Annotated in this window: 14 protein-coding genes; 6 read left to right on the top strand and 8 right to left on the bottom strand. The window is 73.2% G+C overall.

Annotation, left to right across the window (positions count from 1 at the left end):
* Positions 1-96 precede the first annotated feature (96 nt).
* Positions 97-1,542 carry an ethanolamine permease gene (gene eat / locus ACFYXE_RS26815; RefSeq protein ID WP_361175901.1) on the top strand — a complete coding sequence of 482 codons (1,446 nt, stop codon included), beginning with the start codon at positions 97-99 and terminating at the stop codon, positions 1,540-1,542.
* The gene (locus ACFYXE_RS26810) at positions 1,542-2,252 is read left to right on the top strand and encodes a gamma-glutamyl-gamma-aminobutyrate hydrolase family protein (protein WP_389316361.1); all 711 of its coding nucleotides are present in this window, start codon (positions 1,542-1,544) and stop codon (positions 2,250-2,252) included. The genes eat and ACFYXE_RS26810 overlap by 1 nt, the downstream gene beginning before the upstream one ends.
* On the opposite strand, the gene ACFYXE_RS26805 is transcribed toward ACFYXE_RS26810, so the two are convergent.
* Positions 2,221-3,189, bottom strand: coding sequence for a phosphotransferase family protein (locus ACFYXE_RS26805; protein WP_389316359.1), 969 nt, complete (start codon positions 3,187-3,189; stop codon positions 2,221-2,223). The genes ACFYXE_RS26810 and ACFYXE_RS26805 overlap by 32 nt on opposite strands.
* A gap of 149 nt (positions 3,190-3,338) precedes the next feature.
* A complete protein-coding gene (locus ACFYXE_RS26800) occupies positions 3,339-4,304 on the bottom strand; it encodes a LysR family transcriptional regulator (protein ID WP_389316357.1) in 966 nt (321 codons plus the stop codon).
* 70 nt (positions 4,305-4,374) lie between these two features.
* On the opposite strand from ACFYXE_RS26800, the gene ACFYXE_RS26795 reads away from it, so the two are divergent.
* Positions 4,375-5,502, top strand: a complete 1,128-nt coding sequence (locus ACFYXE_RS26795) for a TDT family transporter (RefSeq protein WP_389316355.1) — start codon at positions 4,375-4,377, stop codon at positions 5,500-5,502.
* On the opposite strand, the gene ACFYXE_RS26790 is transcribed toward ACFYXE_RS26795, so the two are convergent.
* The 5 genes from ACFYXE_RS26790 to ACFYXE_RS26770 all read right to left on the bottom strand — a co-directional run bounded on the left by ACFYXE_RS26790 (position 5,468) and on the right by ACFYXE_RS26770 (position 11,812).
* On the bottom strand, positions 5,468-6,208 hold the full coding sequence (locus tag ACFYXE_RS26790) for a helical backbone metal receptor (protein ID WP_389316353.1): 741 nt from the start codon (positions 6,206-6,208) through the stop codon (positions 5,468-5,470). The two genes, ACFYXE_RS26795 and ACFYXE_RS26790, sit on opposite strands and share 35 nt — an antisense overlap.
* A gap of 1 nt (position 6,209) precedes the next feature.
* Entirely contained in the window at positions 6,210-6,785 is a 576-nt protein-coding gene (locus ACFYXE_RS26785; RefSeq protein WP_361175920.1) for a cupin domain-containing protein, read from the bottom strand.
* 105 nt (positions 6,786-6,890) lie between these two features.
* Entirely contained in the window at positions 6,891-7,880 is a 990-nt protein-coding gene (locus tag ACFYXE_RS26780; RefSeq protein WP_389316351.1) for a hypothetical protein, read from the bottom strand.
* Between the two features lie 208 nt (positions 7,881-8,088).
* Entirely contained in the window at positions 8,089-10,698 is a 2,610-nt protein-coding gene (locus ACFYXE_RS26775) for an ABC transporter permease/substrate binding protein (RefSeq protein ID WP_389316349.1), read from the bottom strand.
* Positions 10,691-11,812, bottom strand: a complete 1,122-nt coding sequence (locus ACFYXE_RS26770) for a glycine betaine/L-proline ABC transporter ATP-binding protein (protein WP_389316347.1) — start codon at positions 11,810-11,812, stop codon at positions 10,691-10,693. The genes ACFYXE_RS26775 and ACFYXE_RS26770 overlap by 8 nt, the downstream gene beginning before the upstream one ends.
* A 330-nt stretch (positions 11,813-12,142) precedes the next feature.
* Between ACFYXE_RS26770 and ACFYXE_RS26765 the strand changes: the two genes are divergently transcribed.
* Together ACFYXE_RS26765 and ACFYXE_RS26760 are read left to right on the top strand one after the other, a co-directional pair.
* The gene (locus ACFYXE_RS26765; protein WP_389316814.1) at positions 12,143-13,048 is read left to right on the top strand and encodes a 5'-3' exonuclease H3TH domain-containing protein; all 906 of its coding nucleotides are present in this window, start codon (positions 12,143-12,145) and stop codon (positions 13,046-13,048) included.
* Between the two features lie 52 nt (positions 13,049-13,100).
* Positions 13,101-13,937 carry a siderophore-interacting protein gene (locus ACFYXE_RS26760; protein WP_361175932.1) on the top strand — a complete coding sequence of 279 codons (837 nt, stop codon included), beginning with the start codon at positions 13,101-13,103 and terminating at the stop codon, positions 13,935-13,937.
* Between the two features lie 214 nt (positions 13,938-14,151).
* Here the strand turns inward: ACFYXE_RS26760 and ACFYXE_RS26755 are convergent, their stop codons facing one another.
* Complete coding sequence (locus ACFYXE_RS26755; protein WP_389316345.1) at positions 14,152-14,754, bottom strand: GNAT family N-acetyltransferase; 603 nt, start codon at positions 14,752-14,754, stop codon at positions 14,152-14,154.
* 167 nt (positions 14,755-14,921) lie between these two features.
* Here ACFYXE_RS26755 and ACFYXE_RS26750 point away from each other — a divergent pair, with 167 nt between their 5' ends.
* Positions 14,922-15,869 carry an RluA family pseudouridine synthase gene (locus ACFYXE_RS26750; RefSeq protein ID WP_389316343.1) on the top strand — a complete coding sequence of 316 codons (948 nt, stop codon included), beginning with the start codon at positions 14,922-14,924 and terminating at the stop codon, positions 15,867-15,869.

Genomic DNA, 15,869 nt, shown 5'->3' with positions numbered 1-15,869 from the left:
GTTCCATTGAGTCGTCCCGCCCTCCCCCGAGCTCACGGCCGCCCGCGAGCCGGGGAGGCACCGATGCCCCCAGCGCCGCCGCATAGGAGCCGTGCCATGACCGTGGAGTCCCCCAAGCCCAGCGCCGCCGAACCGGCGGACGACTATCTGGAGCGCCGCACGCTCCGCCGGGGCAACGCCGGCTGGGTCCTGCTCACCGGCCTCGGCGTGGCCTACGTCGTCTCCGGCGACTACTCCGGCTGGAACTCCGGCCTCGCGGAGGGCGGGTTCGGCGGCCTCGGCATCGCGATGGCCCTGATGGGCGTGATGTACGCGTGCATGGTCTTCTCGCTCGCCGAACTGTCCTCGGTGCTGCCCACGGCGGGCGGCGGCTACGGCTTCGCGCGCCGGGCGCTCGGCCCCTGGGGCGGCTTCCTGACCGGTACGGCGATCCTCATCGAGTACATCCTGGCACCGGCCGCGATCTCCATCTTCATCGGCGACTACGTCGAGTCGCTCGGCCTCTTCGGCCTCACCTCCGGCTGGCCCGTCTACCTGGCCTGCTTCGTGATCTTCATCGGCATCCACCTGTGGGGCGTCGGCGAGGCGCTGCGCTTCAGCTTCGTCGTCACCGGCATCGCGGTGGCGGCCCTGCTCGTCTTCGCCGTCGGCGCGTTCATGGACTTCGACGCCTCGCGGCTCAACGACATCGCGGTCGACCACGACGCGTTCGGCGCCAACTCCTGGCTGCCGCTGGGGCTGCTGGGCATCTGGGCCGCCTTCCCGTTCGGCATGTGGTTCTTCCTCGGCGTGGAGGGCGTGCCGCTGGCCGCCGAGGAGACCAAGGACCCGGCACGCACCCTGCCGCGCGCCATCCGCTGGTCGCTGTGCATCCTGGTCGTCCTCGCCCTGCTCACCTTCTTCGCCTCGGCGGGCGCCCGCGGCTCGGCGGCGATCCAGTCGTCCGGCAACCCGCTGGTCGAGGCGCTGCAGCCGGACGGAAAGGCGACGGGCCTGAGCCGCGTCATCAACTACGCGGGCCTCGCCGGACTGGTCGCCTCCTTCTTCTCCCTGATCTACGCGGGCTCGCGCCAGCTCTTCGCGCTCTCCCGGGCCGGCTACCTGCCCCGGTTCCTCTCCCTCACCAGCAGCCGCAAGGCCCCCTACCTGGGCCTGCTCGTCCCGGGCGCGATCGGCTTCGCGCTGGCCGCGGCGACCGGTGACGGCGCCCGCATGCTGAACGTCGCCGTGTTCGGCGCCACCATCTCGTACGCCCTGATGTCGCTCTCGCACATCGTGCTGCGCCGCCGCGAGCCGGACCTGGCGCGGCCCTACCGCACCCCGGGCGGTGTGCTCACCTCGTCCGTCGCGCTGGTCCTCGCCTGCGCGGCGCTGGTCGCGACGTTCCTGGTGGACGTCACTGCGGCGCTCATCGCCCTCGCGGTGTACGTGGTCGCCATCGGCTACTTCGGGATGTACAGCCGCAAGCATCTGGTGGCGCGCGCGCCGGAGGAGGAGTTCGCGGCGCTCGCGGCGGCCGAGGCAGAGTTGGCACGCGACTGATGACCACGACGAAGGAGAGCGCAGTGAGCGGCAGGCCGCTGATCGGGGTCAGTACCTATCTGGAGTCCACGGTGAGCTGGGGCGTGTGGCAGTTGCCCGCCGCGCTGCTGCCCGCCGGGTATCCGCGCCTGGTGCGCGCGGCGGGCGGCCTGACCGCGATGCTGCCGCCGGACGACCCCGCGCACGCGGCCGCCGTCGTCGCCCGGCTCGACGGCGTCGTCGTGGCGGGCGGCCCCGACGTCGAGCCCGAGCGGTACGGCGCGGTCCGCGACCCGCGCACCGGGCCGCCCGCCCGGGAGCGGGACGCCTGGGAAAGTGCCCTCGTCGAGGCCGCGCTGGCGTCCGGGACACCCCTGCTCGGCATCTGCCGGGGCATGCAGCTGATGAACGTGGCACTCGGCGGCACGCTGGTCCAGCACCTGGACGGGCACGTCGTCCGCACGGGCGTGTTCGGCACGCACGCGGTGAAGCCGGTGCCCGGCACGCTGTACGAGTCGATCGTGCCGGACGCCTCGACGGACGTGCCGACCTACCACCACCAGGCGGTGGACCGGCTCGGCCGGGACCTGGTGGTCTCCGCGTACGCGGAGGACGGCACCGTCGAGGCGCTCGAACTACCCGCCCCGGCCTGGGCGCTCGGCGTGCAGTGGCACCCGGAGATGGGCGAGGACGCCCGCGTCATGGCAGCGCTGGTCCGAGCCGCCTCCTGAGCCACTCCAGGGCCGCCGCGCCCTGGGCGGCCTGGAAGGCGCGCAGGGTCGGCAGGCCGGGCGGATCGGGCCGCAGGGAGTGGCGCACCAGGTACCCGGCGAATCCGGCCAGGGTCGCGGTCACGCCCCGCGGGTCGGCCTCGCGCGCCGCCGGCTGCGCCAGGAACACGTCCTGCGGGTCGGGGCCGCCCTGCGCCCGGACGCACGGCAGCATGAGCACCAGGTCGAACCAGGGTGCTGCGCGCACGGCGTGCGGCCAGTCGACGAAGACGACACGGCCGCCGTCGGCGGTGAGCAGCATGTTGTCGGCGCGCAGGTCGCCGTGCGCGAGCGTGTCCCCACCGGCGAAGTCCGCCCAGGGCGCGGCGAGTTCGACGAGGGCGGGCAGATGGCGGCGGGCCCAGGGATCCAGTCGCTCCTCGTCGCGCGCGCCGCTCGCGGCCAGCCGCTCCCAGCCGCGGAACATGCCCGCCGCCGCCTCGCCGACGGGCGGGGCCTCGACCGGCGCGGGCGTCAGGACGCGGGCGAGGGCGTCCACCGCGGCCAGCACCCGGCCGAGCTCGTCGGCGTGCCAGGGCACGTGGGGCTGGCGCCCGTCGACGTCCTCGAAGACGAGGGCGACCCAGGTGCCGTCGTCGTAGGAGGCGAGGAGCCGGGGCGCGGGCACGGAGTCCGGCAGCGCGGCGGCGTTCCGCGCCTCGGCGCGGTGCAGGGCCGGGCTCTGGGGGTTGGCCGCGGAGCCGACGGCCTTCACGAACGCCCGCCGCCCGTCCGCGAGCCGCACCCGGGCCGCGGTCCCCGGCGAGAAACCGCCGCGCTGCGTCACGGCGTCGGCGACGGCCGCCCCGAGCGCGGACTCCACGCCTTCGCGTACGTGCGCGGGCAGGTCGCCCCAGGGAGTGCGGACGCCGGTCGCCGGGGGCGCGGTCGGGTTCATCTCCCCATGGTGGGCGGGCCACCGGGCAGCCGCCATCCTTTTCCGCCGTCCGCTTTCACCGTCCGCTTTCACCGCCGGCTTTCACCGTCCGCCCGGCCCGTCCTGCGCAGCCCAGGCCGGGGTGGTCCGGAGGGGGGGGTGGTCCGCCCCTATGCCGTGCGTCGTGTCAGTGACAGCAGGTCCCGGCCCGGGCCCGCGGGGCGGTGGCCCGTCGGCCACACGGCCCGCAGTTCCCTGCCCAGGCGTACCTCCGCCAGCGGGATCTCCACCAGCCGCCGCGCCGCCAGCTCCTCGCCGACGGCGAGTTCGCTCAGGACGGAGGGGCCCGCGCCGCTGACCGCCGAGGCCTTCACCGCCGTCGTGGACGACAGCTCGATCAGCGGGCGGGCGAGGCCGCCGAGCGCCGCGTCCAGGACCTGCCGGGTGCCCGAGCCCTCCTCGCGCAGGATCAGCGGGGTCGCCGCCAGCTCCGCCGCGGCCAGCGGCTTCCTGCGCCGGGCCCACGGGTGCCCCGGCGCCGTCACGACCACGAGGCGGTCGTGCCCCACGACCACGCCGTCGAGCCCGCCCGGCACGGTGAGCCCCTCGACGAACCCGAGGTCCGCCTCGCCGGCCAGCAGCCGGGAGGCGACCGCCGCGGAGTTGCCGGCGAGCAGCGAGACGGCCGTGTCGGGGCGCTGGGTGCGCAGGGCGATCAGCCAGCCCGGCATCAGGTACTCGGCGATCGTCATGCTGGCCGCGACCCGCAGCCGCGAGTCCCGCCGGTCGCGCAACGCCTGCGCCCCCGCGTCGAAGGCCTCCGCCGCCTCCACGATCCGGCCCGCCCAGTCGGTCACCAGGGCGCCCGCGGCCGTGAGGCGGGACCCCCTGGGCGACCGGTCCACCAGCGCGACGCCGAGCTGGCGCTCCATGGCCCGCACCCGGCTGCTGGCCGCGGGCTGGGTGATGCCGAGCTCCCGCGCGGCCCGCCCCAGGCTGCCGAGCCGGGCCACGGCGAGCAATAGCTGGAGCGCCCCGAGGTCGGGCACGCGATGGGCCAGCGACGCCTCGGGAGCGACGGACTCCGGGGTTCCGGCGGGCTTGGGGGACGACGGCGACGCGGGGGACGTACTCATAATGTCAGCTTATGCCCCCATAGAAGAGCGGTCCCTGGTGGGCGGCCCGGCGCCGCGGGACGGTGGCCTCATGGTCACCACCGCACACCCCGTCGCCGCCGCGGGCTACGCCCCCGCCCCGCTGACCCGCGCCCCGGCCGCCCGTCACCTCGGGCCGAACTGGTACGCCGCCGTCATGGGCACCGCCGTCATCGCCAACGCGGGCGCGACGCTGCCGTACCGGTTCACGGGGTTGCGCACGGCCTGCACCACCGTCTGGGCGCTCTCCTTCGTCCTGCTCCTGGTCCTGCTCGCCGCCCGGACCGCGCACTGGATCCACCACCGCGACCAGGCCCGCGCCCATCTCCTGGACCCCGCCGTGGCGCCGTTCTACGGCTGCCTGTCGATGGCGCTGCTCGCGGTCGGCGGCGGCACGCTGCTCGTCGGCAAGGACTGGATCGGCACTCCGGCGGCCGTCGCGGTCGACACCGTGCTGTTCACCCTCGGCACCGCAGTCGGGCTCGCGGCGGCCGTCGCCGTCCCGTACCTGATGGTGGTCCGGCACCGCATCTCCGCCGACCAGGCCTCGCCCGTGTGGCTGCTGCCCGTGGTGGCACCGATGGTGTCGGCGGCCGTCGGCCCGCTGCTCGTCCCGCACCTGCCCGCGGGCCAGGCCCAGCAGACGCTGCTCTACTCCTGTTTCGCGATGTTCGGCCTGAGCCTGCTCGCCACCCTGGTGATGCTGCCGGTGATCTTCGCCCGGCTCGTGACCGCGGGCCCGCTGCCCCTGGCGCTCACCCCCACCCTGTTCCTGGTGCTCGGCCCGCTCGGCCAGTCGACGACCGCGGCGAACAAGTTCGCCGACGTCGCGCCCGGGGTGGTCCCCGCCCCGCTGGAGGGCGGCTTCGTCGCCTTCGCCGTGCTCTACGGCGTGCCCGTCATGGGCTTCGCCCTGATGTGGCTGGCGCTCGCCGGGTCCCTGGTGGTGCGGGCCCGGCGGGACGGCATGGGCTTCGCGATGACCTGGTGGGCGTTCACCTTCCCCGTCGGCACCTGCGTGACCGGCGCGGAGGGCCTGGGCCGCCACACCGGGCTGCTGTTCTTCGACTGGCTCGCGACCGGCCTCTTCGTCTTCCTCGTGGCCGCCTGGGCGGTGGCCCTGGTCCACACCCTGCGCGGTGTCGTCAGCGGAAGGCTGCTCGCAGCGCCTCGCCGATGACGGCGGGCGCCTCCGCCAGCGACGGGCCGTACCAGGTCAGGTGACGGCCGTCGACCAGCGCGACCGGGGTGCCGGGCGGGAAGGCCTCGGGGCCGTCCTCGCGCGTGAAGCGGTACGGCTCGTCGGGCAGCACCACCAGGTCCGCGGCCGCCGCCCGCAGCTCGTCCGGCGGGACGCGCGGGTAGCGCTCGGCGTGCGCGGCGTACGCGTTGTCGACGCCGAGCCGGGCCAGCAGGTCCCCGGCGAAGGTGTCCCGGCCCAGGACCATCCAGGGCCTGCGCCAGATGGGCACCGCCGCCCGCACGCGCGGGGACAGGCGGGGCGGTGCCGCCCAGGCCTCCTCGGCCGCCGCGAGCCAGCGGGGGCGCCCGGCGCCGCACTCCGCGAGCACCCGTGCGAGCTCCCGGAAGGCCTCGTCCAGGGTGCGGATCTCCGTCACCAGGACCTCGACGCCGGCCGCGCGCAGCGCCGCGAGGTCCGGCGCGCGGTTCTCCTCCTCGTTGGCGATCACCAGGTCGGGGGCGAGGGAGAGGATGCGGGGCACGTCGGGGTTCTTGGTGCCGCCCACCCGCGGCACGTCCAGGCCCGCCGGATGGCTGCACCAGTCGGTCGCCCCGACCAGGGCGCCCGGCACGCTCACGGCGACCGCCTCGGTCAGCGAGGGCACCAGCGAGACGACCCGGCGCGGGCCGCGCACGGGCCCCATGTCAGCGCCCCTTGTCGTCGACGGCCTCGATGTGGTCCCCGACGGCGACCACCAGGACCCGGGTGTCCGGCACGGTGGCCCGCCAGCGGTGGCGCACCCCGCCGGTGAGGAAGAGGGTGTCGCCGCGTCCCAGGCGGTAGGCCCGGCCCTCGGCCTCCATCTCGACGGCGCCCTCGACGACGTACAGCAACTCGTCGTTGCGGTGCTGGAACTCGCGGCCCTCGTCGTGGTCGCCGATGAACTCCAGGGCGTGCAGTTGGTGGTGGCCGCGGGTCAGCTCGCGCACCCGCGCCTCGGGGGTGGAGCCGTCCAGGTCCGTGTCGTCGGCGGCCCGGACCACCTCGACCGTGCGCGCCGGGTCGGCGGCGGCGAGGAGCTCCACGTCGGTGGTGCACAGGGCGTCGGCGACGCGCTGCAGGGAGCGCATGCTGGGCCGGGCGCGTTCGTTCTCGATCTGGCTCAGGAAGGGCACCGAGAGGCCGCTGCGCTCGGCCACCACGGCGAGGGTGAGCTCCAGCTGCCTGCGGCGCCGCCGCACGGCCGAGCCCACCCGGAGGGTCTCCTTGTGCTCGTCCATCGCCTCGGCTCCCTTCAGCGCATCGGCCCGCTCTCAACCCTGAGGGGTTTTCGCCACCCTACGCATGTTCGCCAAACGGTTTTGCCCCGTTGCCGAGACGGCCTCCTACAGCTTGTGCCAGTAGACCAGTTGCCCCGACTCCCCGGGGGCGGAACCTTCCGCCGGCACGAACAGGCTGACGAGCAGGGCGGGTTGGCCCGCCGGATCGGTGAGCAGGGTCGCCGAGGGATTGGCGAAGGCGCGGCTGCCGCGGTGCGTGCGGATGTCGAGGCGGTCGGCGCGGCCACTGGAGGGGTCGTAGGCGTACGTGCTCCAGCTGCCGAAGTCGCCGCGCCGCCCCTGGCCCTCGATCAGCACCACGCGCTGCCCGCCGAGCTCCACCGGCGCCCGGTCGCCGATGTTGCCGCCGTTGCCCCGGGCGCGCACGGCACGGTCCAGGCGCCGGTCGGGCTCGGCGTGCCAGTGCCGGAAGCCGGTGAGGGTGGCGCGCAGCTGGCGGTCGGTGTCGCAGCCCGCCCGGTAGTGCCCGGTGAGGTGGACGGTGGTGCCGCGCACCGCGGTGATGCTCGGGGTGCCCTCGGCGCAGCGCGAGAGGGTCAGCGGCGCGTCGAAGGACCGGTGGGCGCGCCCGTCGAGCAGCGCCGGGAGGCTGCGGTAGGCGCGGACCGCGATGTGGTTGCGCGGGTCCTTCTCGTAGGCGAGGACGTAGCCGCCGCGGCCGTCGTGCGCGAGGGAGGCCTGGTGGGTGCCGGGGCCGAAGTCGTGGCGGCGGTGCCAGTGGCGCAGGTCCGTGGAGGTGGCGACGGCGGCGTGGAAGCGGCCGTCGGGGAGCGGCGAGTGGTAGACGGCGAGATAGCTGCCGTCCTGGGCCTGCTCGATCTGGGCGGCGTCCATGGTGCGTCCGGTGTGGTCCCGCGCGTCGTAGCGGTGTCCGTCGGCGGCGGTGACGTACGCGGCGAGCGCGGCCAGGCGGGCGGTACCGGCGGAGGCGGGCCCCGCGTCGGCGCGGGCCAGCTGGGCGAGGAGCAGGGCCACGGCCAGGGCCAGGACGGCGGCCACGGCGAAGAGCGCCGTCCTGGGCTGCCTTGCGGTCACGGGTGGGTACTCACGTTCGGGTGTACGAGGGGGCCTGCCCTTCCCGTAGGGGAAAGGCGGGGAGGCCGAGAGGGTGTGCCCCGCCGCGCGGAGGTCGGACGGTGCCCCGTCGAGACTAGGCAGCGCGCGGCCCCCGCAGGAACGCCTGAAGGGGTGGGCTTCGCCACAGGGCGAGGCCCACCCCTTCAGGAGCGGTGTCCGGGACGGACTACTTCGCGGAGGTCATCTTCTCCTCGAAGCCCGGGTTCTTCTTGAGCCAGGCGTCGACCGCCTTGGGCTCGTTGTTCTTGCCCGCCTTGTTGATCTCGTTCTCCAGGCTGGCCAGCTCCTTCTCGCTCATCTTGAAGTTCTTGAGCCACTTCGTGAGCTGCGGGTACTGGCCGGGGAAGTCCTTGCTGGAGAGCGAGCGGATGGTGTTGCCCTTGCCGAAGCCGCCCTTGGGGTCCTTCAGCTTGGTGAGGTCGTACTCGCTGTAGGCCCAGTGCGGCGACCAGAGCAGAACCGCGATCGGCTCCTTCTTGGCGTACGCGGCCTTCAGCTCGGACAGCATCGCCGGGGTCGAGCCCGCGGCGATCTCGTACTCGTCCTCCAGGCCGTAGCCCGGCAGGACCTTGTCCTTGAGGGCCTGCATCACGCCGGTGCCCGGCTCGATGCCGATGATCTTGCCCTTGAACGTGTCGCCCTTGCCCTTGAGGTCCTCGAGGGACTTCACGCCCTTGACGTAGGACGGGACGGCGACCTCCAGGGACGTCGGGCTGTACCAGGAGCCCAGGTCCTTGAGGTTGTCCTTGTTCTTGTCCCAGTACGTCTTCTGGGCGGTGGGCAGCCACGCGTCGAGGTTGAGGTCGAGGTCGCCCTGGGCGAGGCCGGTGTAGGCGGGGCCCACGTCGGCCGGCGTCAGCTCCATCTTGTAGCCGCGCTTCTCCAGGACGCGCTTCCACAGGTTGGTGACGGCGATGTTCTCGTCCCACGCGAAGTACGCGGCCTTCAGCGGGCGCTTGTTCTCGTCACTGCCGGAGTTCTTCGGCAGGGGCGCCATCTTGTCGAGCACGGCCGGGTTCTTCTTCAGCCAGGCGCGCACGGCTTCCTGCTGCTTGCCCTTGCCCGCCTTGTTGATCTCGGCCTCGAGGTCGGTGAGCTGCTTCTCGCTGAGCTTGAAGTCCTTGAGCCACTTGCCGACCTCGGGGTTCTCCTTGGCGAAGCCCTTGCGCGCGAGGGTGTGCACGCCGTCGCCCTTGCCCCAGGCGCCCTTGGGGTCCTTGAGCTTCTTCAGCTTGAAGTCGCTGTAGGCCCAGTGCGGCGACCACAGGGTGGTGACGATCGGCTCCTTCTTGGAGTACGCCGCCTTGAGCTCGGAGAGCATCGCGGGCGTCGAGCCGTCGACGACCTTGTACTCCTTGTCGAGGCCGTACGCGCCGAGGACCTTGTCCTTGAGCAGGCCCATCATGCCGGCGCTCGACTCGATGCCGGTGATCTTGCCCTTGAAGGTGTCGGCCTTGCCCTTGAGGTCCTCGAGGGAGTTGACGTCCTTCATGTACGCGGGGACGGTCAGCTCCAGCGAGGTGGGGCCGAACCAGGAACCCATGTCCTCGAGGTCCTTGCCGTACTTCTTCCAGTACGAGGCGTGCGTCGTCGGCAGCCACGAGTCGGTCTGGAAGTCGATGTCGCCCTGCGCCAGGGAGGTGTACAGCGGGCCGGCCTCCAGCTGGCTCGTGGTCACCTTGAAGCCGCGCTGCTCCAGGACTTCCTTCCACAGGAAGGTGGAGGCGACGCCCTCGTCCCAGGGGATGTAGCCGATCTTCAGCTCCTTGCCCTGGCCGACGTTCTTGGTGTCGGCCACGGACTCGGACTTGGTGCCGCCGAAGATGCCCATGCCGCCCGCGACGAGCGCGAGGACGACGACGCCGACCATCGCGACGACCGGCCGGGGGCGGTAGTTCCAGATGTTCAGGCCCTGCGCGGCCCGCAGCTTGGCGAGCGCGCGGCGGCCGAGCGGGGAGACCTGGCCGCCCAGGCCGCTGGTGACGCGGTCCAGGTAGATGGCGAGGATCACGATGGAGACGCCCGCCTCCGCGCCGAGACCGACGTCGAGCTGGCCGATGGCCGCGTTGACGTCGGCGCCCAGACCCGGGGTGCCGACCATGCCGGTCAGGGCCGCCATGGAGAGGCCGAGCATGATGACCTGGTTGACACCGGCCATGATCGTGGGCAGCGCCAGGGGCAGCTGGACCCGGAAGAGCGTGTTGCGGGGCGTGGTGCCGAACGCGTCGGCGGCCTCGACCAGCTCCTTGTCGACCTGGCGGATGCCGAGCTCGGTCATGCGCACGCCGGGGGCGAGCGCGAAGACGATCGTGGCGACGATGCCCGCGGGGGCGCCCATGCGGAAGAACAGCAGCGCCGGGATGAGGTAGATCATCGCGGGCAGCGTCTGCATGAAGTCGAGGACGGGCCGCACGATGCCGCTGACCGTCTTGGAGCGGGCCGCCCAGATGCCCACGGGCACGGCGATCACCAGGGCCACGAAGGTGGAGACGAGCACCAGGGACAGCGTCATCATCGCGTTGTCCCACAGCTCCATGGACACGATGAACGCGAAGCCGACGAAGGCGAGGACACCGCCGAGCAGGCCGCGCAGCCAGAACGCGATGACGGCGAGGATGCCCGCCATCAGCAGCGGCTCGGGCGCGGAGAGGACGTCGTAGACGCCGTCCCACATGTTCTGGAAGATCGTCTTGATGAAGTCGAACAGCCAGTCCATGTGGGTTCTGAGCCATTCGACCGAGTCATTGACCCAGTCGCCGAAGGGAATCCTAGGCACCGCTGCTCACCTTGCCCACGTTCTTGCCGCCGTTGTCCTGCCCGGGTATGGAGGCGGTGGCCGCGTCCTGCGGCGCCGCGGCCGTCTCCGGGTTCATCGGCTCGCCCAGCACGGCGAGCAGCCGCTCGCGCGGCACGACGCCGACGAGCTCGCCCCCGGCGTCGGTCACGGCGACCGGCACGTCACTGGTGGAGCAGGGCGTGAACAGCTCGATGATCGGGGTGTCCTCGGTGACCGTGGCGGGCGCGTCGGCCCGCACGAAGCCCTGCTCGGGGTCGCCCATGATGGCGCCCGCGGTGAGCACCCGGGCGCGGTCGACGTCCTGCGTGAACGCGGCGACGTAATCGTTGGCCGGGGTGACCAGGATGTCCTGCGAGGTGCCGATCTGGACGATGCGGCCGTCGCGCATGACGGCGATCTGGTCGCCCAGGCGCATGGCCTCGTTCAGGTCGTGGGTGATGAAGACGATGGTCTTCTTCAGCCGCTTCTGCAGGACCAGGAGCTGGTCCTGCATGTCCCGGCGGATCAGCGGGTCGAGCGCGCTGAACGACTCGTCCATCAGGAGCAGGTCGGCGTCGGTGGCCAGCGCGCGGGCCAGGCCCACGCGCTGCTGCATGCCGCCGGACAGCTCGTCGGGCCAGGACTTCTCCCAGCCCTTGAGGCCGGCGAGCTCCAGCGCCTCGGTGGCCCGCTTCTCCCGCTCGGCGCGCGGCACGCCCTGCACCTCGAGGCCGTAGCCGGCGTTCTCCAGGACGCTGCGGTGCGGGAAGAGCGCGAAGTGCTGGAAGACCATGCTGATCTTCTTGGAGCGCACCTCCCGCATCTCCTTGTCGCTCAGCTCGGTCAGGTCCTGACCGTCGAAGCGCACGTGACCGGCCGTCGGGTCCGACAGCCCGTTGAGCATGCGCAGCAACGTGGACTTGCCGGATCCGGAGAGACCCATGACGACGAAGATCTGGCCCGGTTCGACCTCGAAGGAGGCATCGATGACGGCGGCGGTGGTGCCCTCGTCGCGCAGTTCCTCTCGGTCGGCTCCGTGGCGGAGTCGCTCCACCGCGTCATCGGGTCGTCTGCCGAACACTTTGTACAAGTGCTCGGCCTGCAGCCTGGACACATACACCTCTCGGGTCGAACCAAGACGGCCCGCCTCCCCCGCCGGCGGGCCGTGGAGCGGCACGGGGTCTGCCCGTTTACCGAATCGAAATGTTGAATTTGCGACCGGGTCGGCTCCGAGTGCGCCCTTGCCCGGACTTATGCGGAACAAACCAAGGAGTGAGCCAGCTCACATCCGTTGCGCGCTCGGCGCGCATTGATCACGATGCGCAACGCCGGTCCGCCGCGTCGCCCGCCGGGCCGCGGCCCGCGCGGCCCGGTGCGCGACACGGCCGCGCTGTCGGTGCGGTGCGGCATGATGCGCGATGTGACTCAGCGAACTCGACGGCTCATGCTTCTCGACACGGCCTCCCTCTACTTCCGGGCCTATTTCGGGGTCCCGGAATCGGTGAAGGCCCCGGACGGCACCCCGGTCAACGCCGTGCGCGGACTGCTCGACTTCATCACCCGCCTCGTCCAGGACCACCGCCCGGACGACCTGGTCGCGTGCATGGACGCGGACTGGCGCCCGCAGTGGCGCGTCGAGCTCATCCCCTCCTACAAGGCGCACCGCGTCGCCGAGGAGGTCCCGCAGGGCGCGGACGCCGAGGAGATCCCCGACACCCTCTCCCCGCAGGTCCCGGTCATCGAGGCCGTCCTCGACGCACTCGGCATCGCCCGCGTGGGCGTCGAGGCGTACGAGGCCGACGACGTCATCGGCACCTTCGCGGCCCGCGCCACCGGCCCGGTCGACATCGTCACCGGCGACCGCGACCTCTACCAGCTGGTCGACGACCGGCGCGGCATCCGCGTCCTCTATCCCCTCAAGGGCGTCGGCACGCTCCAGACGACGGACGAGGCGTGGCTGCGCGAGAAGTACGGGGTGGACGGCCCCGGCTACGTGGACCTGGCGCTGCTGCGCGGCGACCCGAGCGACGGCCTGCCGGGCGTGCCCGGCATCGGCGAGAAGACGGCCGCCAAACTCCTGGACGCCTTCGGCGACCTGGCCGGGATCATGGCCGCGGTCGACGACCCGGCCTCGAAGCTCACCCCGTCGCAGCGCAAGCGCCTGGACGAGGCACGGGCGTACGTGGCGGTCGCGCCGACGGTCGTCCGGGTGGCCGGCGACGTGCCGCTGCCGGACGTCGACGTCGCGCTGCCGCACGCGCCGCGCGATCCGGCCGCCCTGGACGCGCTGGCCGAGCGGTGGGGCCTGGGCGGTTCGCTGACGCGGCTGCTCTCCACCCTCCAGGTCTGAGGTGTTAGCTTAGGTAAGCCTAAGCAATAGTGGATCAGGGGAGGCCGTCGCCATGGCAGAACGTCCGGCACGCACAGCACCGAAGGCCCATGTAGCGCAGGTCCTGCGCACGGAACGGCTCACCCCGCACATGCAGCGCGTGATCGTCGGCGGCGAGGGCCTCGCCGCCTTCACCGCGGGCGAGTGCACCGATCACTACGTGAAGCTGCTCTTCGACGCCGAGGGCGTCACGTATCCCGAGCCCTTCGACATGCAGCGGATCCGCGAGGAGTTCCCGCGCGAGCAGTGGCCCGTGACCCGCACCTACACGGTGCGCCGGTGGGACGCCGAGGCCCGGGAGCTGGCGCTGGACTTCGTCATCCACGGCGACGAGGGCCTGGCCGGCCCCTGGGCGCGCGACGTCCGACCGGGCGCCACCGTGCGCTTCCTCGGCCCGGGCGGCGCGTACGCCCCGGGCGCGGACGCCGACTGGCACCTGCTGGCCGGCGACGAGAGCGCCCTGCCCGCCATCGCCGCCGCGGCCGAGGCGCTGCCCCAAGGAGCCGTCGCCCGCATCTTCATCGAGGTCGAGGGCCCCGAGGAGGAGCAGAAGATCGCGACGGACGCGGAGATCGTGTGGCTGCACCGCGGCGACCGCCCGGTGGGCCGGCTGCTCGTCGAGGCCGTGCGCGCCCTGGAGTTCCCCGCGGGCGACCTGCACGCGTTCGTGCACGGCGAGGCGGGCTTCGTGAAGGAGCTGCGGCGCTACCTCCGGGTGGAGCGCGAGATCCCGCGCGAGCGCCTGTCCATCTCCGGCTACTGGCGTCTGGGCCACAACGAGGACGGCTGGCAGGCCTCCAAGCGCGAGTGGAACGCCCAGGTCGAGGCGGAGCAGGAACAGGCGGCGTAACACGCCCCGCACCACGCGCCGGAAGGCGGCCGCCCCACGGGACGGCCGCCTCCGCACATCCACCGCACCACCCGCCCCCAGGCGCACCCCCCACCGCCCCGGCCGCGCCTCCCGACGCGCCCTCCCGACTCACCCCCACACACCCGGCCAGGCACCGCACCACCTCCCGGCGCGTCCCGCCCTCCTCGCGCTCCCTCGCAGGGGCCTCCCTCCCTCACCCCCCGGCAGCGTCCGGCCCCTCCCCCTTGATCCGTGCGTGCAGGTGCATGTCGTGCCAGCCGTCCTCGTGCAGCAGCGCGCTGCGCTTGGTGCCCTCGACGGCGAAGCCGGTCTTCAGGGCGACACGGCAGGACGCCTCGTTGGCCGTCGAGTGGGTCAGCTCCAGGCGGTGCAGGCCCACTTCCTCGAAGGCCCAGGCGGTGAGCGCGGTGACGGCACGGGGGGCCACCCCGCGGCCGCGCGCCGACGGCATGGTCCAGTACGCCACTTCGGCCTGGCCGTCGCCGAGGACCATGGCCCGCAGGGCGACCCGGCCGACCACCGCGTCGGTCCCGGCGTCGGCGATCGCCCAGTACGCGTCCCGCTCGCCGTCCCACGCCTTGCGCCAGCCCTCTATCCAGCCGCGCACCTCGCTCTGCGAGTCGGCCACGCGCGCGTGCCAGCGCTGTATCACGGGGTCCTGGAACGCCTCGTACACGGCGGCGGCGTCGGCGGCCCCCCAGGGGCGCAGGACCAGGCCACCGGGGGCGGGGAGCGTCGGCTGGCGGCGGCGGGCGAGGGCGCCGGAGGCCACCACGTCGGAGATCTTGAAAGGCATGGGCGCATGGTGCCAGTGGGCGCGGGCACGGCGGCAGTGGTTTTCCGGGGCGCACATGAGCCCCGGCGCCCGCCGCCCGCGCGCCCCGCACACCCGTCCGCTCCCCGAGGCCCGCGGACACTCCCGCCACCCCCGCGACCTGGGCCGCCCCGTACGCTGACCCCCTGATGAGACGCAAGCCCCGCATCCCTCCCGCCCCGCTCCCCCAGCGCGACGGCGTCGACCCGGCCCGGGTCAGGCTGCCGCACGACGGGGCGTGGCCGACCGTCCGCGACCACCTGGTGGAGCGGCTCGCGGCCGGTCCCGGGGTCGTCGACGCGATGCTGCGGGAGGGCCGGTTCGTCGGCGCGGACGGCGTGCCGCTGACAGCGCAGGCGCCCTACGCGCCGGGGGCGTACGTGTGGTTCCACCGGGACGTGCCGCCGGAGGTGACCGTCCCGTTCCCGCTGGAGGTGGTGCACCGCGACGAGCACATCGTCGTCGTGGACAAGCCGCACTTCCTGGCGACCATGCCGCGCGGCAGCCACGTCGCCCAGACCGCCCTCGCCCGCCTGCGCGCGGAGCTCGGCATCCCGGCGCTGGGCGCCGCGCACCGGCTCGACCGGCTGACCGCCGGCCTGCTCCTGTTCACCGTGCGGCCCGAGGAACGCGGCGCCTACCAGGGCCTGTTCCGCGACCGCCGCATCCACAAGGAGTACGAGGCCGTGGCGGCGTACGACCCGGCCGTGCCGCTCCCGCGGACCGTACGCAGCCATCTCGTGAAGGAGCGCGGGATCATCGCGGCGTACGAGGTCGAGGGCGCCGAGCCGAACAGCGAGAGCCGCGTCGAACTGGTCGAGCACCGCGCCGGACTCGGCCGCTACCGCCTCACCCCGCACACCGGCCGCACCCACCAGCTCCGCGTCCACATGAACGCGCTGGGCCTGCCGATCCTCGGCGACCCGGTCTACCCCGTGGTGACCGGACCCGTGCCGCCGGACGACTTCCGGCGGCCCCTGCAACTCCTGGCGCGCGTGCTGGAGTTCACGGATCCGGTCACCGGCACCGCGCACCGCTTCGTCAGCGGGCGGACGCTGGGCGCCTGGGCCGACCACGCCGCCTGGGCGGCGCGGTGA

Origin of the sequence: Streptomyces sp. NPDC002564 (assembly GCF_042889645.1) — a bacterium.
Classification (GTDB): domain Bacteria; phylum Actinomycetota; class Actinomycetes; order Streptomycetales; family Streptomycetaceae; genus Streptomyces.
This window is presented reverse-complemented; position numbering and strand designations above follow the sequence as displayed.